At 72.0% G+C, this 26,193-nt stretch carries 26 protein-coding genes and 1 pseudogene; 8 read left to right on the top strand and 19 right to left on the bottom strand.

Annotated features, from left to right (window positions below; genetic code table 11):
- The first annotated feature begins 15 nt into the window (after positions 1 to 15).
- The 6 genes from ACN27G_RS04140 to ACN27G_RS04115 all read left to right on the top strand — a co-directional run bounded on the left by ACN27G_RS04140 (position 16) and on the right by ACN27G_RS04115 (position 7,266).
- A complete protein-coding gene (locus ACN27G_RS04140) occupies positions 16 to 375 on the top strand; it encodes a YraN family protein (RefSeq protein WP_421491446.1) in 360 nt (119 codons plus the stop codon).
- Between the two features lie 151 nt (positions 376 to 526).
- Positions 527 to 1,642: a threonine aldolase family protein gene (locus tag ACN27G_RS04135; protein ID WP_421491445.1), complete on the top strand. Its 1,116-nt coding sequence runs from the start codon at positions 527 to 529 to the stop codon at positions 1,640 to 1,642.
- 207 nt (positions 1,643 to 1,849) lie between these two features.
- Positions 1,850 to 3,370 carry a YifB family Mg chelatase-like AAA ATPase gene (locus ACN27G_RS04130; RefSeq protein ID WP_421491444.1) on the top strand — a complete coding sequence of 507 codons (1,521 nt, stop codon included), beginning with the start codon at positions 1,850 to 1,852 and terminating at the stop codon, positions 3,368 to 3,370.
- 224 nt (positions 3,371 to 3,594) lie between these two features.
- On the top strand, positions 3,595 to 4,791 hold the full coding sequence (locus tag ACN27G_RS04125; protein WP_421491443.1) for a DNA-processing protein DprA: 1,197 nt from the start codon (positions 3,595 to 3,597) through the stop codon (positions 4,789 to 4,791).
- 209 nt (positions 4,792 to 5,000) lie between these two features.
- The gene (locus ACN27G_RS04120; protein WP_421491442.1) at positions 5,001 to 6,017 is read left to right on the top strand and encodes a tyrosine recombinase XerC; all 1,017 of its coding nucleotides are present in this window, start codon (positions 5,001 to 5,003) and stop codon (positions 6,015 to 6,017) included.
- A 64-nt stretch (positions 6,018 to 6,081) separates the two neighbouring features.
- Positions 6,082 to 7,266: an aminotransferase class V-fold PLP-dependent enzyme gene (locus tag ACN27G_RS04115; protein ID WP_421497226.1), complete on the top strand. Its 1,185-nt coding sequence runs from the start codon at positions 6,082 to 6,084 to the stop codon at positions 7,264 to 7,266.
- 144 nt (positions 7,267 to 7,410) lie between these two features.
- Here the strand turns inward: ACN27G_RS04115 and ACN27G_RS04110 are convergent.
- Positions 7,411 to 8,037 (bottom strand): annotated as a pseudogene (locus tag ACN27G_RS04110) (murein hydrolase activator EnvC family protein); the annotation flags it as partial.
- Positions 8,038 to 8,326: 289 nt separating this feature from the next.
- Between ACN27G_RS04110 and ACN27G_RS04105 the strand changes: the two are divergent.
- The gene (locus ACN27G_RS04105) at positions 8,327 to 9,445 is read left to right on the top strand and encodes a sulfite oxidase (protein ID WP_421491441.1); all 1,119 of its coding nucleotides are present in this window, start codon (positions 8,327 to 8,329) and stop codon (positions 9,443 to 9,445) included.
- 124 nt (positions 9,446 to 9,569) lie between these two features.
- Here ACN27G_RS04105 and ACN27G_RS04100 read toward each other — a convergent pair whose 3' ends face one another.
- From ACN27G_RS04100 to ACN27G_RS04040, 13 genes are all read right to left on the bottom strand, one after another.
- A complete protein-coding gene (locus ACN27G_RS04100) occupies positions 9,570 to 9,893 on the bottom strand; it encodes a DUF2469 domain-containing protein (protein WP_007075222.1) in 324 nt (107 codons plus the stop codon).
- Positions 9,890 to 10,702 carry a ribonuclease HII gene (locus tag ACN27G_RS04095; RefSeq protein ID WP_421491440.1) on the bottom strand — a complete coding sequence of 271 codons (813 nt, stop codon included), beginning with the start codon at positions 10,700 to 10,702 and terminating at the stop codon, positions 9,890 to 9,892. The genes ACN27G_RS04100 and ACN27G_RS04095 overlap by 4 nt, the downstream gene beginning before the upstream one ends.
- 2 nt (positions 10,703 to 10,704) lie before the next feature.
- Positions 10,705 to 11,163: an NUDIX hydrolase gene (locus tag ACN27G_RS04090; RefSeq protein ID WP_421491439.1), complete on the bottom strand. Its 459-nt coding sequence runs from the start codon at positions 11,161 to 11,163 to the stop codon at positions 10,705 to 10,707.
- A gap of 50 nt (positions 11,164 to 11,213) precedes the next feature.
- Positions 11,214 to 11,861 carry a signal peptidase I gene (gene lepB / locus ACN27G_RS04085; protein WP_421491438.1) on the bottom strand — a complete coding sequence of 216 codons (648 nt, stop codon included), beginning with the start codon at positions 11,859 to 11,861 and terminating at the stop codon, positions 11,214 to 11,216.
- Complete coding sequence (gene lepB, locus ACN27G_RS04080) at positions 11,858 to 12,817, bottom strand: signal peptidase I (RefSeq protein ID WP_421491437.1); 960 nt, start codon at positions 12,815 to 12,817, stop codon at positions 11,858 to 11,860. The genes lepB (ACN27G_RS04085) and lepB (ACN27G_RS04080) overlap by 4 nt, the downstream gene beginning before the upstream one ends.
- Positions 12,818 to 13,029: 212 nt before the next feature.
- Entirely contained in the window at positions 13,030 to 13,386 is a 357-nt protein-coding gene (gene rplS, locus ACN27G_RS04075) for a 50S ribosomal protein L19 (protein WP_421491436.1), read from the bottom strand.
- Between the two features lie 141 nt (positions 13,387 to 13,527).
- Positions 13,528 to 14,304, bottom strand: coding sequence for a tRNA (guanosine(37)-N1)-methyltransferase TrmD (gene trmD, locus ACN27G_RS04070; RefSeq protein ID WP_421491435.1), 777 nt, complete (start codon positions 14,302 to 14,304; stop codon positions 13,528 to 13,530).
- A 66-nt stretch (positions 14,305 to 14,370) separates the two neighbouring features.
- Positions 14,371 to 14,940, bottom strand: a complete 570-nt coding sequence (gene rimM / locus ACN27G_RS04065) for a ribosome maturation factor RimM (RefSeq protein ID WP_421491434.1) — start codon at positions 14,938 to 14,940, stop codon at positions 14,371 to 14,373.
- Between the two features lie 13 nt (positions 14,941 to 14,953).
- Positions 14,954 to 15,214 (bottom strand): RNA-binding protein, encoded by a 261-nt coding sequence (locus ACN27G_RS04060; protein WP_421491433.1) that lies wholly within the window; start codon positions 15,212 to 15,214, stop codon positions 14,954 to 14,956.
- Positions 15,189 to 15,644 carry a 30S ribosomal protein S16 gene (gene rpsP, locus ACN27G_RS04055; protein ID WP_421491432.1) on the bottom strand — a complete coding sequence of 152 codons (456 nt, stop codon included), beginning with the start codon at positions 15,642 to 15,644 and terminating at the stop codon, positions 15,189 to 15,191. Before rpsP ends, ACN27G_RS04060 begins: the two co-directional genes overlap by 26 nt.
- A 477-nt stretch (positions 15,645 to 16,121) precedes the next feature.
- Positions 16,122 to 16,988, bottom strand: coding sequence for a carbohydrate ABC transporter permease (locus ACN27G_RS04050; RefSeq protein ID WP_421497225.1), 867 nt, complete (start codon positions 16,986 to 16,988; stop codon positions 16,122 to 16,124).
- Entirely contained in the window at positions 16,985 to 17,986 is a 1,002-nt protein-coding gene (locus ACN27G_RS04045) for a carbohydrate ABC transporter permease (protein WP_421491431.1), read from the bottom strand. The genes ACN27G_RS04050 and ACN27G_RS04045 overlap by 4 nt, the downstream gene beginning before the upstream one ends.
- A complete protein-coding gene (locus ACN27G_RS04040) occupies positions 17,983 to 19,290 on the bottom strand; it encodes an ABC transporter substrate-binding protein (RefSeq protein WP_421491430.1) in 1,308 nt (435 codons plus the stop codon). Before ACN27G_RS04040 ends, ACN27G_RS04045 begins: the two co-directional genes overlap by 4 nt.
- 142 nt (positions 19,291 to 19,432) lie before the next feature.
- Between ACN27G_RS04040 and ACN27G_RS04035 the strand changes: the two genes are divergently transcribed.
- Positions 19,433 to 20,509: a LacI family DNA-binding transcriptional regulator gene (locus ACN27G_RS04035; RefSeq protein WP_421491429.1), complete on the top strand. Its 1,077-nt coding sequence runs from the start codon at positions 19,433 to 19,435 to the stop codon at positions 20,507 to 20,509.
- Positions 20,510 to 20,573: 64 nt separating this feature from the next.
- Here ACN27G_RS04035 and ACN27G_RS04030 read toward each other — a convergent pair whose 3' ends face one another.
- From ACN27G_RS04030 to ffh, 5 genes are all read right to left on the bottom strand, one after another.
- A complete protein-coding gene (locus ACN27G_RS04030) occupies positions 20,574 to 21,218 on the bottom strand; it encodes a DUF402 domain-containing protein (RefSeq protein WP_421497224.1) in 645 nt (214 codons plus the stop codon).
- A 23-nt stretch (positions 21,219 to 21,241) separates the two neighbouring features.
- Positions 21,242 to 22,648: a proline--tRNA ligase gene (gene proS / locus ACN27G_RS04025; RefSeq protein ID WP_421491428.1), complete on the bottom strand. Its 1,407-nt coding sequence runs from the start codon at positions 22,646 to 22,648 to the stop codon at positions 21,242 to 21,244.
- Positions 22,649 to 22,725: 77 nt separating this feature from the next.
- On the bottom strand, positions 22,726 to 23,805 hold the full coding sequence (locus ACN27G_RS04020) for an amidohydrolase family protein (RefSeq protein ID WP_421491427.1): 1,080 nt from the start codon (positions 23,803 to 23,805) through the stop codon (positions 22,726 to 22,728).
- 134 nt (positions 23,806 to 23,939) lie between these two features.
- Entirely contained in the window at positions 23,940 to 24,518 is a 579-nt protein-coding gene (locus ACN27G_RS04015; protein WP_421491426.1) for a Uma2 family endonuclease, read from the bottom strand.
- An 84-nt stretch (positions 24,519 to 24,602) separates the two neighbouring features.
- The gene (gene ffh / locus ACN27G_RS04010) at positions 24,603 to 26,150 is read right to left on the bottom strand and encodes a signal recognition particle protein (protein ID WP_421491425.1); all 1,548 of its coding nucleotides are present in this window, start codon (positions 26,148 to 26,150) and stop codon (positions 24,603 to 24,605) included.
- Positions 26,151 to 26,193: the final 43 nt, after the last annotated feature.

The raw sequence follows: 26,193 nt of genomic DNA, 5'->3' as shown, positions 1-26,193 counted from the left end.
GCCAGGGTCCACGCCATGACAGCAGCGAGACAGGCGGTCGGGGCGTACGGAGAGCGGTGTGCCGTACGCCACCTGATCGAGGCTGGTCTGCGGGTGGTGGTTCGCAACTGGCGGTGCCGCCACGGCGAGATCGACATCATCGCCTGGGAGGGCGAGGTCCTCGCCTTCTGCGAGGTCAAGACCAGGCGGAGCGGCACCTTCGGCGCGCCCGCCGATGCCGTGGAGCGTCGAAAGGTCCAGCGGCTGCGGCGGCTGGCCCTCGAGTGGCTGCGGACCAGCGGCGTTCATCCGGAGCAGATCCGGTTCGACGTCATCGAGGTCTATCCGGCGCGCAGCGGCCCTGCCCGGATCGAGCACCTACGCGCGGCCTTCTGACCGGGTCGGCCCGCAGCGCGTACTGCCAACGCGGGACGGCAGCGGTGCGCCCGGTGCCCGGGACGGCGGCACTGCCAACCCGACGCCCGCCACCGCCAACCTGAGACGATCATTATTGCCATGCTGTGGCAGTGGGGTCAGACTCGTCCGCATGCCCGCCGCCGCGCCTGGCCCGCACGACCGCCCCGTGGTGCCGATCCGGCGATCCCTATTCCTGCACTCGCCGATCCACCGGTCGCCCCACACGGTCCTGCAACGACTCCTCGACGTGGTCGACGACGACACGCCGCCGAGCGGGCCGGACGGACCGGTCGCCCGACTGGAGCGACGGATCGCCGACCTGCTCGGCACGGAGTCGGCGCTGTTCTTTCCGACGGGCACGATGGCGCAGCAGGTGGCGCTGCGGATCCACGCCGAACGCCGTGGCCGGAAGGCGTTCGCCGCACACCCGCAGAGCCACCTGGACGTCTGGGAACGGCGGGGTTACCACGTCGTCCACGGGCTGCGGTTCCACCCGGTCGGTGACCGCCACCAGCTGATGACCGGCGCGGATCTGGCGGCGATCGACGAGCCGCTGGCCGCGGTCGTCTGGGAGTTGCCACAGCGGGACATCGGCGGGCAGCTCCCGGAATGGGACGAGCTGTGCGGCCAGGTCGCGACCGCACGGTCCCTGGGCGCGGCGGCGCACCTGGACGGCGCCCGGCTGTGGGAGGCACAGACCTACTACCGGCGGCCCTTCGACGAGATCGCCGTACTCTTCGACACCGTCTACGTCTCGCTCTACAAGGCCCTACTGGGCATCCGTGGCGCCGTTCTCGCCGCCGATGCGGCGACCCTCGGCGAGGCGGCGGTGTGGCGCAGCCGCCTGGGCGGAGCGATCCACGACGCCTGGCCGCTCGCGTTGGCGGGCCTCGCCGGCCTGGACACCCTGCTGCCCCGGATGCCGGCGTTCCGGGAGCACGCGATCGCGCTCGCCACCGCGATCAACACCGACGGCATGGCGCTGGCCTGGCCGGATCCGCCCCAGACGCCGATTTTCCACGTCCATCTTCCGGCGCCGAAACGGGACGTCGAACGGGCCGGCGAGGCGATGGTCGCGGAGCGGGGCGTCCAGCTCTTCGGCAGAGTGCTCTCGGCGCCGGACCCGAGGCGGTGCAGCTTCGAGGTCACCGTTGGCGAGCAGGCCATGGAGTTCGCCCCGGAGGAGGTGGTCGCCCTGCTGCGTGAGTTGCTCGACCGGGCCGTGGCGGGGCCCTCCCCGGCCTGAGCGGGAGGCCGGCGCGGGGTGTGCCGCCGCGCCGCAGTCCACCGCGGCCGGCTGAGCGCGCATAGCACAGCCACAGCATGATTGTCCGGCTATCCACAGGGGCCCTGGTTGTCCACAGGCCGCCCCGCCGGGCACGTCCAGCCCACGCCGGCCGGGCACCGTCGGCACCATGCCGATAGCGCCAGACACCTCCCCCGGGCCGTGCCGATGAGTTACGCCAAAGTGCTCTGTGTCGGACTGGTCGGGGTGACCGGCCATGTGGTCGAGGTCGAGGCCGACGTGGCCACCGGACTGCCCACCGTTGTCCTCTCCGGACTGCCCGACACCGCGCTCAACGAGGCCCGGGACCGGGTACGTGCCGCGATCGTCAACTCCGGACAGCGCTGGCCCAACCGCCGCATCACCGTGAACCTGCTCCCCGCGACCCTGCCGAAACACGGGTCGGCGTTCGACCTGGCCATCGCGGCCGCCCTGCTGGCTGGTGCGGGCGAGATGCCGCTCGCCCCGCTGGACCGGGTCGCCATCCTCGGCGAACTCGGACTCGACGGGACCGTCCGGCCCGTCCGGGGCGTGCTCCCGATGGTCGCGGCGGCGGCCCGGGCCGGGATAGACCGCGTGGTCGTGCCCCTCGCCAACGCGTCCGAGGCGTCGGTCGTGCCGGGCGTACGGGTCCGGGCCGTCGATGCCCTGCACCGGCTGGTGGCCTTCGTCCGCGACGGTGCCCCATTGCTCGACCCGCCCGCTCCGCCGGCCGTGCCGCCCCGGCCCGGGCCCGATCTCGCCGACGTCGCCGGCCAGGGGCTCGGTCGGCGGGCACTGGAGGTGACCGCTGCCGGCGGGCACCACCTGGCTCTGCTCGGCCCACCCGGTGCCGGCAAGACCATGCTCGCGGAGCGGCTGCCCTCGATCCTGCCGGAGCTGGACGACGAGGCCGCACTGGAGGTGACCGCGCTGCACTCGATCGCGGGTCTGCTGCCTCCGGACGGCCAACTCCTGCGCCGGCCGCCGTTCCAGGCCCCGCACCACACCGCGACGATCGCCTCGCTGGTCGGCGGCGGCTCGGGGCTGGCCCGACCCGGCGCGGTGTCGCTGGCCCACCGCGGGGTTCTCTTTCTCGACGAGGCTCCCGAGTACGCGAGGGGCGCGCTCGAGGCACTCCGCCAACCGTTGGAGAGCGGCCGGATCGTGTTGACCAGGGCGCAGGGCGGGACGGAATATCCGGCCAGGGTGCAGTTGGTGGTGGCAGCGAACCCCTGCCCCTGTGCGAAGCCCTCCGGTGACATCTCCTGCGAGTGCCCACCACTGGCCCGCCGCCGCTACCTCGGTCGGCTTTCCGGCCCGCTGCTGGACCGGCTGGACGTGCAGGTGACGGTGCAGCCGCTGCGTGCGGCGGAGCTCATGGCCGCAGGACAGACCGTCGAATCCTCCGCCGTGGTCGCCGAACGGGTCGGCAAGGCCCGGGCCGCCGCCGCTTCCCGCTGGGCCACCGACGGATGGCGGATCAACGCCGAGGTGCCCGGCCCTCACCTGCGCCTTCCCCGGTGGCGGTTGCCGGCAAGGGACACGTACGCCCTGCGCCGCCTGCTGGACAGCGGCGTGCTTTCCGCCCGTGGCTTCGACCGGGTGATCCGGGTCGCGTGGAGCATCGCCGACCTCGACGGCCGGTCGCGCCCTGACGCGGGTGACGTCGAGGAGGCCACCCAACTCCGCACCGGGAGCGCCACATGACCAGACCACCAGGTAGCCGTCCCACCCCCACGCCCGACCCGAACCGTGGCCCGGGACCGATCCCGGCAGACGGTCCCGGACCGACCCCGGCCACCGTCCCCGGTCCGCTGCCTGACGGGCTGCTGCCTGACGGGCCGCAGCCTGACGGGCCGCAGCCTGACGGGCCGCAGCCTGACGGGCCGCAGCCTGACGGGCCGCAGCCTGGGCTGGATGCCCCGGCGGCCATGGACGACGACCGGCTGGCCCGGATCGCCCTCACCTGGCTCTTCGAGCCCGGCACCCGAGCAGTCTTCGATCTGGTGGAACGGTTCGGGGCGGTGGGGGCGCTGCAACGGTTGCTCGCCGGGAAGGTGCCCGATCGTCGGTTGCGGGCGACGGCGGAGTCCCGGCTTGCCGCCGGCGACCCGTGGCAGGTCGCGCACTCCGCCGCCGAGCAGACCGAACGGCTCGGCGCCCGTCTCGTGACCCCGGCCGACGAGGAGTGGCCGGCGCGGCTGGGGAGCCTGAAGGGGCTGGCCATGGGCGGCACGGACCGCCGGGTCGACCAGGAGACGGCACCGCCGCTCTGCTTCTGGGTACGCGGCGCCTGCTCGCTCGGGGAGACGCTGCAGCGCTCGGTGGCGGTGGTCGGTTCCCGCGCCGCGACCTCGTACGGCCTGCACGTCGCCACCGGGATCGCCTTCGGCCTGGCCGAGCGGGGCTGGAGCATCGTCTCCGGTGGCGCGTTCGGCATCGACGCGGCGGCGCACCGGGGAGCCCTGAACGCCGGCGGCCTGACCGTGGCCATTCTCGCCTGCGGTGTCGACCGCCCCTACCCGATGGGCAACGCCGCCCTCTTCGACCGGATCTGCGATGTCGGGCTACTGGTCAGCGAATGGCTCCCAGGAGCGGAGCCGCTGCGGCCACGCTTCCTGATCCGCAACCGGGTCATCGCCGCGGCCACCGCCGGCACCCTGCTGGTCGAGGCGGCGGCCCGCAGCGGCGCCACCCAGACCCTGCGCCGGGCGATCGCAATGAAGCACCCCTCGATGGTGGTGCCCGGTCCGGTCACCTCCGCCATGTCGGTCGGCGCGCACGAACTGCTCCGCGAATATCCCGAAGCACGGCTGGTCACCGGCGTGCCGCACGTCCTGGAGGAGGTGGGCCGGATCGGTGCCGACCTGGCTCCGCCGCCCCGTGGACCGCTGCGGCCACAGGACTCGCTCGATGACGAGTCCGCGCTCCTCCTGGAGTCGGTCCCCCGGCGTGGCGCGTCCGGGCCGGATGCCCTCGCCGCGCGGGCCGGCCTCGATCTGCGTACCACGCTGCGGAAACTCTCCCTGCTGGAGCAGGTCGGCCTGCTGGTGCGCCGCGACGACGGGTACGCCCTCACTCCGCTGGCCACCCGACCGGCGGCGCCACCGTCCGCGCAGCGGACCTGACGGTCGATGGAGCGGTCGGTCGCCGGCCACCGACGGCACGTCGAGGTCGTCCGTCGTCCACCCGCCGGCACGGCCACGAAGCCCTCGAGGCAGGTGTGACGGACGCCACGTTCCTCGACATCCGGAGGCAGCGAACAACGGACCGGCCAGGACGGGTCCGGCGCGAGCCGGCTTGACGTAGCGGAGGTCCGGGTCCACCGTCGCAGGTGATGAGCACACCCAGCCGCAGCCAACCCGGCCGCAGCCAACCCGGCCGCAGCCAAGCCGACCGGAGCACACCCGACCGGAGCACACCCGGCCGCAGCACCCGCGGCCGGCACGCGGCTCTGGCACCGCCATTCCAGGACGTCGTGGACGATTTCGCCCAGCACCTCGCGTCGATCGAGAACCGGTCGGCGCACACCGTCCGGGCGTACGTCGCGGACGTGGTCTCACTGCTCGACCATGCCACCCGGATGGGCTGCACCGGACCGGGTGACCTCGACATCACCGTGCTGCGCAGCTGGCTGGCCAAGCTGCGCACCCTCGGGGCCGCCCGCGCCTCGCTGGCCCGCCGCGCCGCCGCCGCCCGTACCTTCACCGCGTGGGCGCACCGGAGCGGACTGTCGGCGACCGATGCCGGCGCCCAGTTGGCCAGCCCTCGGGCACACCGCGAGCTGCCGACCGTGCTCCGGGCCGACCAGGCGAGCGGGCTGCTCGACGCCGCCGGCGAGCCCGGCTCGGCGGAGTCGTCGCGGGACCGGTTGGTGCTCGAACTCCTCTATGCCACCGCGATCCGGGTCAGCGAGCTCTGCGGTCTGGACCTCGGCGATGTCGACCCGGCGCGGCGGGTGGTCCGGGTGATGGGCAAGGGCGCCAAGGAGCGCACGGTCCCCTACGGGCTGCCGGCACAGCGGGCACTCGACGACTGGCTCCGGACCGGCCGGCCGTGCCTGGCCGGCCCGACCAGCGGCGCCGCGCTGCTGCTCGGGGTACGCGGCGGGCGGCTCCAGCCCACCGTCGTACGGCGGATCGTCGACACCTACGCCCGCCTCACGGGGCTGCCCCACATCAGCCCGCACGGGCTGCGGCACTCCGCCGCGACCCATCTGCTGGAGGGTGGCGCGGACCTGCGCACCGTGCAGGAGTTGCTCGGGCACGCGACGCTGTCAAGCACCCAGATCTACACCCACGTCTCCGTGGAGCGGCTGCGGGCGGCGTACCGGCAGGCGCACCCGCGGGCCTGACGACCGGAATGTCGGCTTACCGGCCGGTGCCCGATCGGCCCCGGGCTATGATCACCGGGTGAGCATCGCCGGGCCGCCGCCGCCCGTACCGATCCCCGGCGCCCGGCTCCTCTTCTCGCTGGATCCCGCCGTCGCCCACCTCAACCACGGCTCGTACGGCGCGGTGCCGATCGGGGTGCAGCGGGCCCAGCAGCGGCTGCGCGACGAGACCGAGGCCAACCCGGTGCGGTTCTTCAACCGTGGCCTGGTCGACCGGATCACGCACGCCCGCCGACACCTGGCCGGGTTTCTCGGCGCCGACCCGGACGGGACCGCGCTGATCGGCAACGTCACCGTCGGGGCGGCCATCGTGCTCCGGTCGCTGGGGCTGGAGCCTGGTGACGAGGTGCTCTGCACCGACCACGGGTACGGCTCGTTCGCCCTCTCGATCGATCGGGAGGCACGCCTGACCGGGGCGGTCCGGCGCACCCTGGGGGTGCCGCTGACCGCCAGCGACGAGGAGATCGTCGAGATCGTCCGGACCGGGATCCGGCCGGGACGGACCAAGCTGCTCGTCATCGACCAGCTCACCTCGCCGACGGCACGGCTCTTCCCGGCCGCGGCGATCGCCGCCGTCGCCCGGGAACGGAGCGTGCCGATCCTGGTCGACGGCGCACACGCACCCGGAATGCTGCCGACCCCGGTGCAGGGCATCGGCGCCGACTTCTGGGTCGGCAACCTGCACAAGTGGGGATTCGCCCCGCGCGGCACCGCCGCGCTGGCGGTGGCGCCCCGCTGGCGACGGCGGATCGAGCCGCTCGCCGTCTCCTGGTACGACGAGGACGGCTTCCCGACCCGGGTCGAATGGCAGGCGACACTCGACTACACAGCCTGGCTGGCCGCACCGGTGGGCGTGTACACGCTGCGTACGCTCGGGCTCGACAGGGTCCGGGCATACAACGCGGGCCTGGCCGCGTACGGGCAGTGGGTCGTCGGTCGGGCACTCGGCATCGCGCCGGCCGATCTGGTCGACCCCGGCGGACCGACGGTGTCGATGCGGATCCTGCCGTTGCCGGCCGGCGTCGCGACCACCATTGCCGACGCGATGGCGCTGCGGCACCGGATCAGCGACGTGCTCGGCACGGAGGTCAACGTCAACGCCTGGCGCGACCGGGGCTGGCTGCGGCTCTCCGGCCAGGTCTACAACCGGCCGGAGGAGTACGAGCGGCTCGCCGAACGCCTGCCGGCCCTGCTGGCCACCCTCTCCTGACCGGCTGGCTTCCCCGATCCCGCTCCTGGCCGGCTGGCGTCCCGACCGCCCGGCGGACGGTCCGGTCGCCCGGCGGACGGTCCGGTCGCCCGGCGGACGGTCCGGTCGCGGGCCGGGCCGTCGGCGGCTGGGGGTGGTGCCGGCCGGGCGGCCGGAGGTGACCGGCAGCAGGCGGACCCGGCCGAGCCCCAGCAACAGCAGGGGATCCAGGTAGTCGTCACCACGGCGCAGGCCCCAGTGCAGGCAGGCCGGCCCGATGGCCGCGCAGTCGGGATGGCCGGGCTGGAGCAGACCGAGCGGATCTCCCGCCCGGACCGCCTCGCCGGCCGCCACCCCGGAGCGCACCGGCTCGTAGGTGGTGCGCAGTCCGTTGCCGTGGGAGACGCTGACGACCGGCCGCCCGGCCACCATGCCGGCGAAGAAGACGACTCCCGGACCGGCGGCCCGGACGGTCGCACCCGCCGACGCGGCGAGATCGACGCCGCGGTGCCCCGCCGCCCACGGCTGCGCCGGAGGATCGAACCGGCGGACGACCCGGGGGACCCCGTCGAGCGGCCAGCGGTAACCGCCCACCGGTGACGGTAGCGCCGACCGCGCCGGGCCGGCACCTCCGGTCACCGTCCAGCTCCGGGCCGGGTCGAAGCTGATCGACCGCCATCTCCGGGGCGTCCCGGGATCCGTCGCCGGTGGTACCAGCGTCAGCGCCACCACCACCGAAAGCAGCACCACCGAAAGCAGCACCGCCGGAAGCAGCACCGCCGGAAGCGCCATCGCCGGAAGCGCCATCGCCGGTCCCCGGCCGGGCCATCTCCTGCTCATGGTCCGGCAGCCTCCCGCCGAGCGGCCGGCCGGACAACCGCCCGGCCCCGAGCCTGTGCACAACCCATCCCGCTGTGGAAAACGACCGCGAGCCCCGATGATCTGCTATGGCGGGCCCGGCCGGGGAGACCGTGGTCGCGGTCGGAGCGGTCGAGCCGGCACGGCGAGGCCCCACCCACCTCGCCTAGGCTGGGCAGGCCGGGGGCGGGACGACCCGTCGCCGGCCGGAGGAGGAGCGGCGATGACCACAGTGGATGGAGTGAGCCCGCCAGCCCGGCTGGCCGATCCCGACGAGGGCATCAGCATCGAGGAACTGGGCCTCGCGGCGCGCAACCACGCCCTGCCACTGGAGGCACTCCGCTACGACGTCACCCCGGTGGGTCTGCACTACCTGCTCATCCACTACGACATCCCGGACCTCGACACCGGGACGCATCTGCTGACCGTCGACGGCCGGGTCGAGCACCCGCTGACCCTCGATCTCGCCGCACTGCGAGCCCGTCCGCGCGTCACCCGGCGCGTCACCCTGGAGTGCGCCGGCAACGGCCGGGCCCTGCTGACACCCCGACCGATCAGCCAGCCCTGGCTCTCCGGGGCGGTCGGCACCGCCGAGTGGACCGGCACGCCGCTGGCTCCGCTGCTGCGCGAGGCCGGGCTCGCGCCGGACGCCGTCGACGTGGTCTTCACCGGCGCCGACCACGGGGTGGAGCGCGGCGTCGAGCAGGACTACCAGCGCGGGCTGCCGGTCGCCGAGGCGCTGCGCGAGGAGGTGCTGCTGGCGTACGAGATGAACGGCGCACCCCTGCTGCCCCAGCACGGCGCCCCGCTGCGCCTGGTGGTGCCCGGCTGGTACGGGATGGCGCACGTCAAGTGGCTGACCCGGATCACGGTGCTCGACCGGGAGTTCGACGGCTACCAGAACGCGGTGGCCTACCGGCTGCGCAGCTCCGCCGACGATCCCGGTGTCCCGGTGACCCGGATCGAGCCCCGGGCGCTGGTCCAGCCGCCGGGCTTTCCGGATTTCATGTCCCGGACCCGGGTGGTCCGCACCGGGCCGTGCCTGGTCGAGGGGCGGGCGTGGTCCGGGCACGCCCCGGTGACCGCCGTCGAGGTGACCACGGACGGGGGCGTCAGCTGGGAAGCCGCCACCCTCGACCCGGCGGGGCCGGAGGCGGACGGTCGCTGGGCGTGGCGCCGCTGGCGGTACGAGTGGCCGGCCACCCCCGGCCGGTACGTGCTCGGTGTGCGCGCCACCGACGCCTCCGGCCGTACGCAGCCGGTCGAGCAGCCGTGGAACCGGGGCGGGTTCGCCAACAATCTCGTCCAGCGGGTGGAGGTCGTGGTCACCGGGAGCGCCTAGGCCGGCAACTTGCCCGCGGCCGGCGACGGGTGGTCAGCCGACACGACACCGGCGACGACCGGCGCGACGTTGGGCGATGACCGGGCGCGACGTGGCGATGACCGGGCGGCGGCAGCGGCGAGGATCAGCCGCCGAATCCAGAATCAGCGGGAAGGGAGATGTCCGGCTTTTCGAGTTCTTCGACGTTGACATCCTTGAACGTCATCACTCGGACATTCTTCACAAAGCGGGCCGGCCTATACATATCCCAGACCCAGGCGTCGTGCATTTCCACCTCGAAGTAGACCTCACCGTCGGAGTTGCGGACGTGCAGGTCGACCTGATTCGCCAGGTAGAACCGCCGCTCGGTCTCCACGACGTAGGAGAACTGACGAACGATGTCGCGGTACTCCCGATAGAGCTGCAGCTCCATCTCGGTCTCGTACTTCTCGAGATCTTCCGCGCTCATCCCACTCCGCCTTCCATGGCCACATCTTCCCCCACCGACGCCGACGGTCGAAGCCGCTCGCCCAACGCCACGCCGACGGTACTCCCTGCCCGGCCCTCCCGCGCCATCGACTCGATCCCGCCGAGGTGCGCCGGCCGCCGGGAGCGCGGCGGGCTGCCGACCCGGCCGGAGACGGTCGCCACGTTGACGTACGAGAAGCGATGTTCCGGACACGGTCCGTGCCGTTCCAGCGCGGCGCTGTGTTCGACGGTGATGTATCCCTTGTGCTCGGCGAAGCCGTACCCGGGGTGACGGCCGTCCAGCTCCACCATGATCCGGTCCCGGGTGACCTTGGCCAGCACGCTCGCCGCCGCCACGCAGGCGGCGACCTGGTCACCCTTCCAGACGGCCAACCCCGGCACACCCAGCCCGTCCACCCCGAACCCGTCGGTCAGCACGTAGTCCGGCGCGACGGCCAGGGAAGCCAGCGCGCGCCGCATCGCCGCCAGGTTGCAGACGTGCAGCCCTCTGGCATCCACCTCCACGGCCGGGACGACCACCACGGCGTACGCCAGGGCCCGGTCGACCACCTCGGCATAGATCCGCTCCCGGGTGGCCGGGGTGAGCAGCTTCGAGTCGGCCAGTCCCTCGATCTCGCCGCGCCGGCCGTCGGGCAGCACCGCGGCGGCGGCCACCAGCGGCCCGGCGCAGGCCCCCCGGCCCGCCTCGTCGGCGCCGGCGACCTGCGCGAAGCCGCGCCGCCGCAGGGCGCGTTCCATGGCGTAGATGCCGCCATCGCGGCGGATCACCGTACGGGGTGGGGTCAGCACCGCTACTCGCTCCCCAACGCCCGACGCAGCAGCTCGGGCAGGTCGGTCGGATAGAAGCCTTCCGTCGTCCGGGCCAGCTCGTCGAGCGACCACCAGCGGTGGGCGTCGATCGTCTCCCGCTCGATCGCGTCGAACCCGGCGGTGTCCACCACCCACCGCGCGACCCGGGCAAGGAAGAAGTGCTGCTCCTGGCGGTACCACCGGCCGGCGAAGCTGAACTCGGTCACCTCGCGCCAGATCGGCTCGCCCAGCTCGGCCGGGGCCAGACTCAGCCCGGTCTCCTCGGCCAGCTCCCGGACGGCACCGGCCACCGGCGTCTCGCCCGGGTCCAGGCCCCCGCCCGGGGTGAACCAGTAGCGGCGTTCGGGACGGGCCGGGTCCCAACCACGGAACAACAGCAGCCGCTCCTCGGCGTCCACCAGGAGGATCCGGGCGGCCTGGCGAGGGGTGAACACGGTCACCCGGTCAGCCTAGCCGCGCCGGCCGGGTATCCCGCCCACCGGCGGACCGGTCAGCCCTGCGGCTCGGGGATGACGCCGTAGGAGTCGGGCACGGAGAGCCAGGTGGCCCGTCCCACCGGCCAGAAGACGGTGAAGGCCCGCCCCACCACCGACTCCTCCGGTATCGTCGCGACCTCGACGTCCTTGCGGCTCTGCTGCCAGTGCTCCAGCGAGTCGCCGGAGGCGGAGCGATGGTCGCCCATCACCCAGAGCCGGCCGGCCGGCACCGTGATGTCGAACTCCTCGTCGGCCGCCGGATCCTGGACCCCGTTCTCGGTGAAGATGTACGGCTCGTCCAGCGACTGCCCGTTGATCATCAGACGGTCCTGCTCGTCGCAGCAGACCACCCGGTCCCCGCCGACGCCGATGACCCGCTTGATGAAGTCCTCACCCTCCGGGTTGCCGGTCCACTGCGTCGGGGCCTTGAAGACGATGATCTCGCCACGGTGCGGCGAGCGGAAGTCGTAGACCAGCTTGTTGACGAGCACCCGGTCGTAGATGTCGAGGGTGTGTTCCATCGACGGCGACGGGATGTAGAAGGTCTGCAGGACGAAGGCCCGCACCAGCACCGCGACCAGGACGGCCACGCCCACCAGGATCGGCAGCTCCCGCCAGAACGAACTCCTGGGCTTGGATTTGTCGGTCTGCTCGTCAATCACGGGTGGAGCCTACGATGCCGGGTCCCGGAAGAACGCCGGGAACGCGCGGTAACGAGCAGAGAAGCCAAGATTGGCATAGCAATTGCTATTTCTCCCGTGTTTGCGCTGTTCTGCGTATTGTCGCCGACGGGTCCGTCGGCGCTGACGGGTCCGTCAGCGGTAGCGGCCTCGTCATCGGTGACGGGTTCGCCGGTGGCGGGGGCCGCCGCCGGTCTCGGCAACTCGTCGAAGGTCTCCGGCACCGGCAGCGAACTCCAGTGGCCGAAGGGCCAGACGATCACGAAGGCCCGGCCGATGACGTTCTCGATCGGCACCGGCCCCTGACACCGCGCGTCCTGCGACACCAGCCGGTGGTCGCCCATCACGAAGATCTGCCCCGGCGGCACCACCACCTCGTCGAAGCGGCGCGACCGGCACTCCTGCCGGTTGGGCGGTACGTCCAGCGGAGAGTCCTCCAGCACGTACGGCTCGTCGATCGGAGCGCCGTTGACGGTCACCCGGCCCTGGTCGTCGCAGCACTGCACCCGGTCGCCGGGCAGCCCGACCACCCGCTTGATGAAGTCCTTCTCGCCCGGGCGGCTCACCCCGACCAGGTCGCCGACGGTACGACCCAGCTTGGCGACGAACCCCGGATCGGGCTCGTCGCGGACCTCGGGTGCCCAGGCCGCGGTCCCCCGGAACACCACGATCTCGCCGCGTACCGGATCGCGCACGTCATACACGATCTTGTTGACCAGGACCCGGTCACCGATCAGCAGCGTGTCCTCCATGGACCCCGAGGGGATGAAGAACGCCTGGAGCAGGAAGGTGCGGATCAGGACCGCGAGGCAGAACGCCACGACCAGCAGGAGCGGAAGCTCCTGCCACAGTGGCATCTGCTTGCGCGTGCGGCGGGATCGCCGGCGCCGAGGACGCCATGACTCGACCTCGTCCTCGTCGTCCACCCTACGCACCATGCAACTCCCCGGTCCCGAGAGACGACGCCGTCATCCAGGGCGCCGTCATCCAGAGCCTGGACGACGGGCACCGCGAACGGAAACGCGGAGGTAACGAGCGACCCCGGCAGCTGCCGGGGTCGCCGCGCCTCGCGCCCGCCCGTGCGGCCAGCGTAGTCGGCCCGGCGAAGGTCGGCACCCCGCGATCGGTGCCGGCGTGGCCGGCCCGGGGGTCAGCCGACCCGCTTCTCGCGCTTCTCCTTGATCTTGGCCTTCTTTCCGCGCAGCTCGCGGAGGTAGTAGAGCTTCGCCCGACGGACGTCACCACGGACCATCACCTCGATCCGGTCGATCGCCGGGCTGTTGACCGGGTACGTCCGCTCCACACCCACCCCGAAGCTGATCTTGCGGACGGAGAAGGTCTCCCGCAGGCCCGCGCCGTGACGCCGGATGACGACGCCCTCGAAGACCTGGACCCGGGACCGGTTCCCCTCGACGACCCGGGCGTGCACCTTGACGGTGTCACCGGCCCGGAAATCCGGGATGTCGGTCCGCTGCGACTGGGCGTCGAGGGCGTCCAGGGTGTTCATCGCTGCATCCTTGAAGGCTCACGGCGCACCGGGCATCGGCGCGCGGATGGGTGATTCTGAACTCCACGCGGGATTCCAGGATCGCAACCCCGGCGGAGATCCTCGCCGCCGCCCGTGGCACGGGCGGCTGCGGCAACCCCCCTACTTTGCCATATCGTCGGCCCGAGGCTGAAATCCGGCCCCGGCCAGGGCGGCGATGTCCCGTTTGTCCAACCCCTCCGCCGGCAGCGCCGCCAGCATGTCCGGTCGGCGCCGGGCCGTCCGGACCAGTGCCTGGTCCCGCCGCCACCGGGCGATCCGGCCGTGGTCGCCGGAGCGGAGGATCTCCGGTACGTCGTGACCCCGCCAGCTCGGCGGCTTGGTGTAGACCGGCGCCTCCAGCAGCCCGTGCGCGTGTGACTCCTCGTCGAGCGAATCGGCGTTACCCAGCACCCCGGGCAGCAGTCGGGTCACCGCCTCCATGATCACGAGGACCGCGACCTCACCGCCGAAGAGCACGTAGTCGCCGAGCGAGACCTCGGTCACCGGTATCCGGGTGGCGGCGTGCTCCAGCACCCGCTGGTCGATCCCCTCGTACCGCCCGCAGGCGAAGAGCAGGTGGGACTCGCCGGCCAGCTCGTGCGCCAGCGCCTGACCGAACCGGTCCCCCGCCGGCGTCGGCACCACCAACCTGGTGCCGGCCTCGGCACCCGCCGGCACCAGAGCGTCCAGCGCCTCCCCCCACGGCTCGGGCCGCATCACCATTCCCGGCCCGCCACCGTACGGGGTGTCGTCGACCGTACGGTGCACGTCGTGGGTCCAGGTCCGCAGGTCGTGCACCCCGACCTGCAGCACCCCGGCCGCCTGCGCCCGCCCGATCAGCGACAACCCCAACGGCGCCAGGTACTCCGGAAATATCGACACCACGTCGACCCGCATGTAAGGAAGGGCCCCTTCTTATCGTTTTCTGTATAGGAAGGGCCCCTTCCTAACCACCGTGCCGGGTCACAGGTCCAGCAGGCCGGGGGGAGGGTCCACGACCACCCGGCCGGCGGCCAGGTCGACCTCCGGCACGATCGCCTTGACGAACGGGATCAGGGCGGTCCGTCCCTCCGGGCGGCGGAGCACCAGCAGGTCGGAGGCGGGCGCATGGTCGATCCGGGTCACCTCGCCGAGCGGATCACCGGCCGGAGTGACCGCGGCGAGCCCGATCAACTGGTGGTCGTTGAACTCGTCCGGGTCGGCCGGCGGTGGCAGCTCGGTGCTCTCCACCCAGAGCAGGGTGCCCCGGAGCGCCTCGGCCAGGTTCCGGTCGTGGACACCCTCGAAGCCGACGAGCAACCGGCCCTGGTGCCAGCGGACGGTCTCGACTGTGACCTGCTCGGGCACCTGGAAGAGCTCGCCGTATCCGGGCACCGAGCGCGCGCCCGCCGGGCCGGTGCCGGACGCCGCCGGGCCGGTAAGCAACACCGCCCCGGCGGCGAATCGGGCCTCGGGATCGTCGGTCCGCACCTCCACGGTCACCTCGCCGCGGATGCCGTGCGGGCGCCCGATCCGGCCGACGATCAGGAGCATGGAGGCGGGCGGGTCAGTACGCGTCGACGATGTCGACGCGTACCCCACGGCCACCGATCGACCCGATCACCTGGCGCAGCGCCTTTGCCGTACGGCCGGAGCGGCCGATCACCGTGCCCAGGTCCTCGGGGTGCACCCGCACCTCCAGTCGCTTGCCGCGCCGGGAGTCGACCATCCGGACCCGTACGTCCTCCGGGTGGTCGACGATGCCCTTGACCAGGTGCTCGAGCGCTGGCCGGAGCGCCACGTCAGGCATGCTCGCCGGAGTCCGCACCGGCCTGCTCCTCGGTCTTGGGCGCCTCGGCGGGCGCCGCCTTGGCCGCCTTGGCCGCCTTCTTCGCCGGCTTGGCCGACTCGGTCAGCCCGGCCGCCGCCTTCGCCTCGGCCTCGTAGGCCGCCGTGCGGTCGGCCCGCTCGGGAGCCACCAGCAGCGGCGGCGGGGCCGGCAGGCCCTTGAACTTCTGCCAGTCGCCGGTCTTCTCCAGCAGTCGCTGGACGGCCTCGCTCGGCTGGGCGCCGACGGAGAGCCAGTACTGCACCCGGTCCGACTTGACCTGGATCACCGAAGGGTCTTCCTTCGGTTGGTAGATCCCGACGAACTCGATCGCCCGACCATCGCGCTTCGTACGCGAGTCGGCGACCACGATGCGGTATTGCGGGTTGCGGATCTTTCCCATCCGCAGGAGCCGGATCTTTACGGCCACAGTCTGTTCGCTCCTGTTGCGATTTCCACCGCTCGGGACACGGGCGGTGCGCGGGTGAGAGCCGACCGGCACAGTGGGGTTGAGCCGGGGACTGCTCGATGGACTGGCGACGCGCCCGGGTTAGAGGGCGCCGGACGCGCGCCGGATACCAGCGACCCATTGTGCCAGACCCGGCGCGGAGACCTCACACCGGCCAGCAAACTCGCCCGAACGCCCCGTCCCGCACGATGCCGGCCCGTCCCGCACGATCATGACCGGTTCCCGGGAAACGATCATGAACAGGTGACCGTTCTCCCGGACGGCGCCATCGGTGCGCCGACTGTCCGGCGGTGACGGCCGGTGACGGCAGGTGGCGGTGGCGGTGAGTGGCGGTGGCGGTGGCGGTCCGGGCCGGTCCTGAGCCGGCCCGGCCACCACCGCGCACACCGCTGGTGCTGCGCTGCCGCTTCCCCGTTGTCGGTGCGGTGCCGCTTCCGCTCAGCCCTTGACCGCGCCCTGGAGGCCGCCGACGATCTGCTTCTCGGCGAACGTGAAGAAGAGCAGTGCCGGCAGCATCGCCAGCGACGTGAAGGCGAGGATTCCGGCGGTGTCGGAGGTGTACTGGCTGGAGAAGTTCTGCACACCGAGCGGCAGGGTGTGCAGGCTGACGTCGCCGAGGACGAGCAGCGGCAGGAGGAATGCGTTCCAGCTGGTCACGAAGGCGAGAATCCCGACGGTGACCAGCGCGGGGCGGGACAGCGGCAGCACGATCAGCCAGAGGAAGCCGAGCCGACCCGTACCGTCGATGGCGGCGGCGTCCTCCAACTCCCGGGGGATGGCGGTCAGGAACGGCCGCAGGATCACGATCGTGAGCGGCAGCGCGAAGGCGACCTGCGGGAGGATCACCGCGTAGTAGGAATTGATCAGGTTCAGGTCGCGCAGCATGAGGTAGAGCGGCAGGATCGCCGCGCCGGCCGGGAAGAGCAGGCCGAGCGTGAAGAAGGTGTAGAGCGCCTCACGCCCCCGGAAGGTGTACCGGGCGAGCACGTAGGCCGCGCAGACCCCGAGCACCACGACGCCGAGCGTCGTACCGAGGGCGATCACGGCGCTGTTGAACGCCTGCCCCCAGAAGTCGCTCTGCGTCAGCACCCTGGCGTAGTTGTCGAAGACCCACGGGTCCGGAAAACCGGCGGGATCAGCGACGATCTGCGGGGTGGTGCGGAAACCGCCCACGATCACGTAGACCACCGGGGCGATCGACACGGCCGCGACCGCGAGCGCCAGCGCGTAGGTGAGCGGGCTGCCCCAGGCCACCGGGCGGCGTTTGGACGGCGGAGGCAGGACGGCGTTCGCGGCCACGGTCAGTTCACCCTTCTGCTGGTGATGGCACCCTGGATGTCACGGCGCAGGAGGAAACGCTGGAACAGCAGCGCCGCGACGAACGAAATGGCGAAGAGGATCACGGCCACCGCATTGCCGTAGCCCCACAGCCGGGCGAAGAAGCCGTTGTCCACCATGTACGTCGCCATGGTGGCCGACGCGCCGAGCGACCGCACCGCCGGCACCGAGGTCACCCAGATGACGTCGAAGACCTGCAGCGAACCGATCATCGACAGGAACATCCAGATCCGGATGGTCGGGCCGAGCAGCGGGAGCGTGATGTGGCGCTGGACCTGCCACCAGTTCGCGCCGTCGATCGCGGCGGCCTCGGTGAGCTCGTGCGGCACGTTCGACAGGCCGGCGAGCAGGAGGATGATGGCGAAACCGACGTACTTCCAGGTGAGGATGGCCAGCAGCGTCCAGATCACGATGTCGAGGTCGGCCAGCCACGCCTGCACCAGGCTGCCCAGTCCGATCGACCGCAGCAGCGCGTCTACCGTACCGCCGTCGGTCAGGATCAGCTTCCACATGATGCCGACCGTGACCTCGGCGAGCACGTACGGCACGAACACCAGCATCCGGAAGACGCCGCGCCCGCGGAAGCGACGATTGAGCAGCAGGGCGATGCCCAGCGCGACGGGGCCCTGGATCAGCAGCGACCCGACCACGATGAAGGCGTTGTTGCGCAGCGCGTCGACGAAGATCGGATCCTCGAAGGCGAGCACGTAGTTGTCGAAGCCGACGAAGTCGGTGGGCGCGCCGACGCCACGCCAGCGGAAGAGGCTGTAGTAGACGGCGAAACCCATCGGCACCAGCACGAACATCACGTAGACGATGATCGCCGGCGTGGTCAGCCCGATGATCTCGTACCACTTCCGCCGGGTCTGGGCCGCGCCCGTCGGTCGCCGCCGGTCGGGCCGGCGGCCCGCCGGCGGCGCGGAGGCGCCGCCGGCGGGATACAGGGTTGAGTTGGTGGCGGTCACTTGCGTGCGGCCGCCTTCATGGCGTCGACGACCTGCTGCGGGCTGCCGTTGCCCGCGAAGATGGCGACGATCGCGTCGTTCATCGCGTTGCCGACGGTGCTGCCGAAGGCGGTGTCCAGCCAGAGCTGGACGTAGGTCGCGCTGGAGGTGGCCTCCAGGATGGACTTCAGCGCCGGGTCCGCGACGCCGTCCTCCGCACCCTTGGCGACAGGGAGGCCGGTGCCGGTCTCGGCGTAGCCCTTCTGCACCTCGGGGCTGACGATGTACTTGAGGAACTCGACGCACTCGGCCGGCGCGTTCTTGGCGCAGGCGAAGCCGTCGCCACCGCCGAGGGCCGCCTTCGGGTCACCCGCCGAGTTGGTGATGGCCGGTACGGGGAACCAGCCGAGGAAGTTGGCGAGGGCCGCCTTGTCCTCGGCGACGGTCTCCAGGGTGCCCTTGTTCCAGTCGCCCATCAGCTCCATCGCGGCCTTGCCGTTGGCGAGCAGGCCGTTGGCGCTGGTCGGGTCGTTCTGGCCCGGCGTGGCGATGAAGTTGGGCTGGAACGGCTCGGTGGCGATGAACTTCTGCAGGTCCTCGCCGGCCTTGACGAAGCACGGGTCGTCGAAGACGGCCTCTTGGGAAGCCTTCTTGAGGGACTCGACCGAGCAGGCGCGCAGGGCGAAGTTGTACCACCAGTGCGCGGCGGGCCACTTGTCACCGGCGCCGAGGGCGATCGGGATGACGTTGATGGCCTTGAGCTTCGCCACCGCGTCGTTGAGCTCGTCGAAGGTGGTCGGAGGCGTCGCGATGCCCGCCTGCGCGAACATGTCCTTGTTGTACCAGATGCCCTCGATGCCCATCCGGTACGGCAGGCCGTACTGCTTGCCGTCCACCGCCCAGATCTCGGCGGCGCTGCCGATGTTCTCGATTTCCGCCTTGACCTCGTCGGTGATGTCCTTGAGGTAGTCGGCCTCGGCCTGCTCGCGGATCTCGCCGCCACCCCACGCCTGGAAGAGGTCCGGCGGGTCGCTGCTGAGCAGGGCGGCAGGGAGCCGGGTGCGCTGGAGCTGGTTGGTCTCGATCGCCTCGATCTCGATCGTGACGGTCGGGTGAAGGGCGGAGAAGTCCTGGGCGACCTTCGCCCAGTAGGTCTTGCCGGGCCCGTCCTGCGAGGCGTTGTGCCACCAGGTCAGGGTCACCGGGTTCTTGTACAGCTCGTTCTCGGCGGGTTCCTCGCTCTCGCCGCCACCACACCCCGCGGCCAGGAGTGCGCTGGTGGTCAGCAGCGCGAAGACTGCGCCCGTACGGCGCTTGATCGGCATCGAATGTCTCCTCGACTAGTCAGTCGCGGTACTTCAACCTGAACGGCGAGTTTTACAGCCCCGTAACGCGGTGTCAACCGTTGTCGATAACGTTTTCGACACCCCTATGGCGGGGCCCGACACGCCCTCTATCATCGTCGGCGTGGTGTTCCCGCAGCGTGTGAAGATGTCGGACGTGGCCCGTACGGCCGGCGTCTCGGTGGCAACCGTATCTAAGGTGGTCAATGGACGGTACGGCGTGGCGCAGGCGACGGTGGAACGTGTCCAGCAGGTTATCCACCAACTGGGGTACGAGGCCAGCCTCGGAGCGCAGAGCCTGCGCAGCCACCGCACCAACGTGCTGGGCATCCTGGTCGCCGAGTTCGAGCCCTTCTCGACCGAGCTGCTCAAGGGCGCTTCCCGGGAGGTCGCCGGCACCGGCTACCAGCTGCTGGCCTACTCCAGCGGCGACGGCGGCGGCGCGGCCATCGGCTGGGAGCGGCGCTCACTGGCCCGCCTCTCGGGAACGCTCATCGACGGTGCCGTGATCGTCACCCCGACCGTGGTCGAGACCAAGCAGGGCTTCCACGTCGTCGCCGTCGACCCGCACACCGGCCCGTCCGGCCTACCCACGGTCGACTCCGACAACTTCGCCGGCGCCGTGCTCGCCACCAACTACCTGCTCTCGCTCGGCCACCGCCGCATCGGGCACATCAGCGGACGCCCCGATCTCGAGTCCGCGCGCCTGCGCGAGGCGGGCTTCCGCAGGGCGATGGCGGACGCCGGCGTCCCGGTCGACGAGCGGCTGGTCCGCGTCGGCGGGTTCCGAACGGCGAGCGCCGCCGGCACCGCCGCCGAACTGCTGGCCCTCCCCGACCGGCCGACGGCGGTCTTCGCCGGCAACGACCTCTCGGCGATCTCCACACTGGACGTCGCCCGGAGCATGGGCATCGGCGTGCCCGACGACCTCTCCGTGATCGGCTTCGACAACGTCCCGGAGTCGGCGCTGGTCAACCCGCCGCTGACGACCATCATGCAGCCGTTGCAACGGATGGGCGCCGAGGCGCTGCGCCTGCTCATCGACCTGATCGGCGGCGTCGAGCGCGACACGCACATCCGGCTCCCCACCGAGCTGGTCATCCGGGCGTCCTGCCGGCCCTACGACGCGACCGCCCGGCAGCCGAGCCTTCCGCTGCCCGCCCCCGCCGTGTCCACGCCCGCCGCACCCGCGGCCGGCTGACCTGCGGCCGGCTGACCCGCAGCCGCCGGCACGGCACGCGTCGCGTCGCGTCGCGTCGCGTCGATCAGCGTACGGGTGGGCGGTCCCAGCCGGCCGGCAACGCCGGCGGGGTCCAGGTCGGGTCGGGGACGAAGTCGCACCAGGTGCCGTCGAAGGGGAACTGCCCCGCCTCGGCCATCTTGATCACCCGCTCGCCCTCGGCGCGTACCGCCGCGCCGTCCGCGACCCAGTAGTGCTCGGGCAGGGCGAGCCGCTCGGCGAACTCCTCCTCGTCCTTCCACGCCCAGGTGTGGTCCGGCCGGACCACCACGTCGAGATCCTGGTCCACCACGTCGACCCCGGCCAGCTCGCCGTCGTCCCAGCGGACCCCGTGCTCCTCCAGGTTGACGTACCAGTTGGCGAACCGGCCCGCCTCGTCCCGGAAGAACCAGACCGAGTGGTCGGCACCGGCCGGCAGGAACTTCAGCACCGGTGGACCGCTCCAGGGCGCCACGTGCAGCCGGTAGCCGAAGGTCACCCACTCGGTGAAGGGCATCGTCCGCATCCCCCGGCCGTCCTCGGTGACCTCGCTGGCCACCTGGCTCCCCTGGGCGACCCAGAGCAGCAGGCCACGGTCGTCGTCGCTGACCACCCGGGCCGGCCGGGCCCAGCCGATCCGGCCGTGCCGGACGTTGCGGTGCACGACGAGCCGGCCCGGCGAGAAGCGCATCCCGGTCATGTCCGGACGGCCGGTCAGTAGGAGCGGGCCAGGATCGCGCTCAGCTCCGGCTCGTCCTCCGAGTCCGGCACCGAACCGTCGGCCCGGCGCAGGCAGCGGACGGTCACGCCCTGGGCGTTCGCCTCCGCCTCCCCCTCGGCGCCGACGGCCGACCACGGCACCCGGGCCCAACCGGTGGCGGCCGCCTCGATCGCCTCGGCGAGCGAGTCCACCCCGACGGTCTGCGACTCCCGGCGCGCCAGCGCCTCGTCGTAGAGCGCCTTCTGGTCGGCGTCGAGCGCGGCGAGCACCGCCGCCACCACGTCCGGCACCGGGACCGGGGTCTTGGCACCGGTGGTCCGGCGCACCAGCACCGCGTTGCCGGCGGCCAGGTCGCGGGGGCCGAGCTCGACGCGTACCGGATAGCCCTTGAGCTCGGCGTCGACGGCCCGGCGGCCGAACGGGGTCTCCACCCGGTCGTCGAGGGCGACCCGCACCCCGGCATCGCGCAGCGCGTCGCAGAGCTTCGCGGCGGCCTCGGCGACGCCGTCGCCGGCCTTGACCACCATCACGTACGCCTGCACCGGCGCCAGCCTCGGCGGCACGCGCAGCCCGTTGTCGTCGCCGTGACACATGATCAGTCCACCGAGCATCCGGGTGGAGCTGCCCCAGGAGGTGGTCCAGGCGTGCTCGACGCTCCGCTCGGCCGAGGTGTAGGTGATGTCGAAGGCGCGGGCGAAGTTCTGGCCCAGCTCGTGTGAGGTGCCCATCTGCAGCGCCTTGCCGTCGCCCATCATGGCTTCGAGGGTGTAGGTGCGGGTCGCGCCGGCGAAGCGCTCCCGGGCGGTCTTCAACCCGACCAGCACCGGGATGCCGAGCACCCCGACCATGAAGTCCTCGTAGACCTCGTGCAGGATCTTCCGGGCGTACGCCCGCGCGTCCGCCTCGTCGGCGTGCGCGGTGTGCCCCTCCTGCCAGAGGAACTCGCTGGTCCGCAGGAAGACCCGGGGCCGCAGCTCCCAGCGGACCACGTTGGCCCACTGGTTGAGCAGCAGCGGCAGGTCACGGTAGGAGTCGACCCACTTCGCCATGAACTCGCCGATCACCGTCTCGCTGGTCGGCCGGACCACGACCGGCTCGGCGAGCTGCTTGCCGCCACCGTGGGTGACCACCGCCAGCTCCGGCGAGAAGCCCTCGACGTGCTGTGCCTCGCGGCGCAGGTAGCTCTCCGGGATGAAGAGCGGGAAGTACGCGTTCTCGGCACCGGCCAGCTTGATCCGGGCGTCCATCTCGGCCTGCATGCGCTCCCAGATGGCGTAGCCGGCCGGTCGGATGACCATGGTCCCCCGGACCGGGCCGTTGTCGGCGAGCTGCGCCTTGGCGATCAGATCCTGGTACCAGCGGGGGAAGTCCTCCGCCCGGGGAGTGAGCACGCGTGCCATGAGGGCACATCTTAGGCGCCGACGCCGGAACCGACGCGCCCGGCCCGCGCCCGGCCCGCGCCCGGGGGCACAGACGGTCAGCGGAGCACGCGGCCGCGCAGCACGATGCGCTCGGGTGCCCGTACCACCCGTAGGTCGGCGCGGGGGTCCTCGGGGTAGACCACCAGGTCGGCGAGGCCGCCCTCGACCAGGCCGGGAAAGCCGAGCCAGTCCCGGGCCCGCCAGGAGGCGGCGGCGAGGACGTCGACCGGGGACATCCCGGCCTGCTCGTGCAGCAGCAGCATCTCCTCGGCAGCCAGCCCGTGGTCGATCCCGCCGCCCGCGTCGGTGCCGACGTAGATCGGCACCCCCGCCTCGTGGGCCGCCCGGACCACCGCCGGGAAGCCGTCGCGGAGCGCGAGCATGTGCTTGGCGTACCCGGGGAACTTCCCGGCGGCCTGCTCGGCGATCCCGCCGAAGGTGGCAATGTTGATCATCGTTGGCACCAGGGCCGTGCCGCGCCGGGCCATCTCGTCGACGAGGTCGAGCCCCACGCCCGTGCCGTGCTCCACCGAGTCGACCCCGGCCCGGACCATCACCTCGACCGCCGCCTCGGAGAAGGTGTGCACCGCGGCCCTGACTCCGGCGGCGTGCGCGGCCCGGACCGCCGCCGCCATCGTCTCCGGGTCCCAGGACGGCGCCAGGTCGCCGACGCTCCGGTCGATCCAGTCGCCGACCAGCTTGACCCAGCCGTTGCCGGCCCGGGCCTGCTCGGTCACGGTCGCCGCCACGTCGGCGGCCTCGACCTCCACCGCGATGCCCCGCAGGTATCGCTTCGGCGGCGCGACGTGCCGCCCGGCGCGGGCCAGTCGCGGCAGGTCCGGCTCGTCCTCCAACTCCGGGTACGGGAACGGCGATCCCGCGTCCCGGATCGCGAGCACCCCGGCGTCCCGGTCGATCCGGGCCAGCTCACGGGCCTGGTCGAGGGAGCCGACCGGCACCGCCCCGGGCGCGATGCCCGGATGGCAGTGCGCGTCGACCAGCCCCGGCAGCACGAAACCGCGATCGGCCACCGTGACCGCGTCGGGGACCGGGGTGAAGGTGACCCGGTCACCGACCAGCCACAGATCGCGGACCTCGTCGTCCGGGAGCACGACCCCTCGTACGTGCAGCGCCATGCGCCATTCCTACCCGATCGGCGCCCGGGCGCCCGCCGCACCCCGCCGGGTCCCGCCGAAGATCACGCCCGCCCGCGCGTGCCCGTTGCGCCGCGCCGCGCCGGAGACCGGCGTCCCGGTGTGGCCCGCCGGCTTCACGACTCGGCGCGGCCCCGCAGGCCGGTCCAGCGGCCGGTCAGGGCCGGCAGGTCGAGGGTCACCTTCCAGGGCCGCTCGGTGTTGTGGACGTCGTCGGTGTGCGTGGCCGGCTCGTATTCGCCCGCCGGCCCGAGGACGAACTCGGTGAGGGTCATCCGCTCGTGCAGCGGATCGACCACCCAGTAGGTCGGCACCCCGGCGTGGGCATAGATCCGCGCCTTGTCGTACATGTCCCGGAAGGTGGAGTCGGGCGATATCACCTCGACGGCGAGGATCGCGTCACCGATCGGGACCGGGCTGCGGGTGACGTGCTCGGGGCGCAGCGCCACCACGTCGGGCCGGGGCTCGTTGCGCCGGTCGACCCGCATCGACAGGTCGATGCTGACGACGTACTCCGGCGGGCAGTTCGCTCGCAGTGCGAGCAGGATCTCGACACAGAGGTCCTGGTGCAGGTGGGTGGGGGACGGCACGATCAACCTTCCGTTGATCAACTCGTACGGAAGGTCCTTCGGCAGCTCGCCGAGGTCGTCAACCGTCCACTCCTGCCGCTCCGGCAACATCGGCGCCGCGGTCATGACCACTCCTTCCCGGTGACGCCGTCACCCTACGCGCTCAGATTATCGCCCGCTGTCCCTGCCGACGGACGCCCTGTCCGTCGGTCAGCGGTCCTTGTCGTCCCGGCGCTTGGTGAACTTGTTGAAGTCGAGCTTCGGCGGCGTGAAGCCCGGCGGCAGGCCCTGGCCACCCTGCAGCGCGCTCGGGTCCAGCCCCGGCGGCAACTGCGGCATGCCGCCCGGGAAGCCGCCGGCCGGACCGCCGACCCGGGGCCGGCCGCCGCCCTTGGTCCCCTTCCGCTTGTTCTTCGGCGACTTCGTCGCCTTGCGCCGGCTGCCGGGCAGGCCCATCATGCCGCCCATCTGCTTCATCATCTTCTGCGCGTCGGCGAAGCGGTTGAGCAACTGGTTGACGTCCATCACGGTGACCCCGGAGCCGTTCGCGATCCGGGCCCGCCGGGAACCGTTGATGATCTTCGGGTTGGTCCGCTCGCCCGGGGTCATCGACCGGATGATCGCGGTGACCCTGTCGAAGTGCTTGTCGTCGACCTCGGCCAACTGGTCCTTCATCTGCCCCATGCCGGGCATCATCGCCAGCACGTTGGCGATCGGGCCCATCCGGCGGACCGCGATGAGCTGGTCGAGGAAGTCCTCCAGGGTGAACTGCTCGCCGCCCATCAGCTTGGCGGTCATCTTCTCTTTCTGATCGGCGTCGAAGGCCTGCTCGGCCTGCTCGATCAGGGTCAGCACGTCGCCCATCCCCAGGATCCGGCTGGCCATCCGGTCCGGGTGGAAGACGTCGAAGTCGCTCAACTTCTCGCCGGTGGAGGCGAAGAGGATCGGCTGGCCGGTGACCTGCCGGACGGAGAGCGCGGCGCCACCCCGGGCGTCACCGTCGAGCTTGGAGAGGACCACGCCGGTGATCCCGACGCCGTCCCGGAACGCCTCGGCGGTGCGTACCGCGTCCTGGCCGACCATCGCGTCGATGACGAAGATGACCTCGTCCGGGTCGACCGCGTCCCGGATGGCGGCGGCCTGGGCCATCATCTCGGCGTCGATGCCGAGCCGGCCGGCGGTGTCGACGATGACGATGTCCCGGGCGGCCCGTCGGGCGTGCTCGATCGACGCCTTGGCGACCTGGACCGGGTCGCCGACGCCGTTGCCCGGCTCCGGCGCGAAGACCTCGACCCCCGCCCGGCCGCCGAGCACCTGCAACTGGTTGACCGCGTTGGGCCGCTGGAGGTCGGCGGCGACCAGCATCGGCTGGTGCCCCTGCCCCTTCAGCCAGCCGGCCAGCTTGCCGGCGAGGGTGGTCTTACCCGAGCCCTGGAGGCCGGCGAGCATGATCACCGTCGGCGACTGCTTGGCGAACTGCAACCGGCGACTCTCGCCACCGAGCACGGCGACGAGTTCCTCGTGGACGATCTTGATGACCTGCTGGGCCGGGTTGAGCGCCTGCGACACCTCGGCGCCCCGGGCCCGCTCCTTCATGTTGGCGATGAAGGACCTGACCACGGGCAGGGCGACATCCGCCTCCAGCAGCGCCAGCCGGATCTCCCGGGCGGTGGCGTCGATGTCGGCGTCGGTGAGGCGACCCTTGCCGCGCAGCTTTCCGAAGATCCCGGAGAGGCGGTCACTCAAAGTGTCAAACACGGCGCAGCATCCCGTTTGTCGTATTTACCCGAGCACGGTTGCC

Origin of the sequence: Plantactinospora sp. WMMB334 (assembly GCF_049179095.1) — a bacterium.
In the GTDB taxonomy this organism is placed as follows: Bacteria; Actinomycetota; Actinomycetes; order Mycobacteriales; family Micromonosporaceae; genus Plantactinospora.
This window is presented reverse-complemented; position numbering and strand designations above follow the sequence as displayed.

Bases quoted from the DNA above. Each gene is read 5' to 3' on its own strand.
- ACN27G_RS04140 (WP_421491446.1), top strand. From the start codon at position 16: ATGACAGCAGCGAGACAGGCGGTCGGGGCGTACGGAGAGCGGTGTGCC.
- rplS (WP_421491436.1), bottom strand. From the start codon at position 13,386: ATGAACACCCTGGACGCCCTCGACGCCCAGTCGCAGCGGACCGACATC.
- proS (WP_421491428.1), bottom strand. From the start codon at position 22,648: ATGGCACGCGTGCTCACTCCCCGGGCGGAGGACTTCCCCCGCTGGTAC.
- ACN27G_RS04130 (WP_421491444.1), top strand. From the start codon at position 1,850: ATGAGTTACGCCAAAGTGCTCTGTGTCGGACTGGTCGGGGTGACCGGC.
- ACN27G_RS04120 (WP_421491442.1), top strand. From the start codon at position 5,001: ATGAGCACACCCAGCCGCAGCCAACCCGGCCGCAGCCAACCCGGCCGC.
- lepB (WP_421491437.1), bottom strand. From the start codon at position 12,817: ATGGTGCGTAGGGTGGACGACGAGGACGAGGTCGAGTCATGGCGTCCT.
- ACN27G_RS04105 (WP_421491441.1), top strand. From the start codon at position 8,327: ATGACCACAGTGGATGGAGTGAGCCCGCCAGCCCGGCTGGCCGATCCC.
- trmD (WP_421491435.1), bottom strand. From the start codon at position 14,304: ATGCGGGTCGACGTGGTGTCGATATTTCCGGAGTACCTGGCGCCGTTG.
- ACN27G_RS04020 (WP_421491427.1), bottom strand. From the start codon at position 23,805: ATGGCGCTGCACGTACGAGGGGTCGTGCTCCCGGACGACGAGGTCCGC.
- ACN27G_RS04100 (WP_007075222.1), bottom strand. From the start codon at position 9,893: ATGAGCGCGGAAGATCTCGAGAAGTACGAGACCGAGATGGAGCTGCAG.
- ACN27G_RS04015 (WP_421491426.1), bottom strand. From the start codon at position 24,518: ATGACCGCGGCGCCGATGTTGCCGGAGCGGCAGGAGTGGACGGTTGAC.
- ACN27G_RS04040 (WP_421491430.1), bottom strand. From the start codon at position 19,290: ATGCCGATCAAGCGCCGTACGGGCGCAGTCTTCGCGCTGCTGACCACC.
- ACN27G_RS04135 (WP_421491445.1), top strand. From the start codon at position 527: ATGCCCGCCGCCGCGCCTGGCCCGCACGACCGCCCCGTGGTGCCGATC.
- ACN27G_RS04030 (WP_421497224.1), bottom strand. From the start codon at position 21,218: ATGCGCTTCTCGCCGGGCCGGCTCGTCGTGCACCGCAACGTCCGGCAC.
- rimM (WP_421491434.1), bottom strand. From the start codon at position 14,940: ATGCTCCTGATCGTCGGCCGGATCGGGCGCCCGCACGGCATCCGCGGC.
- ACN27G_RS04125 (WP_421491443.1), top strand. From the start codon at position 3,595: ATGGACGACGACCGGCTGGCCCGGATCGCCCTCACCTGGCTCTTCGAG.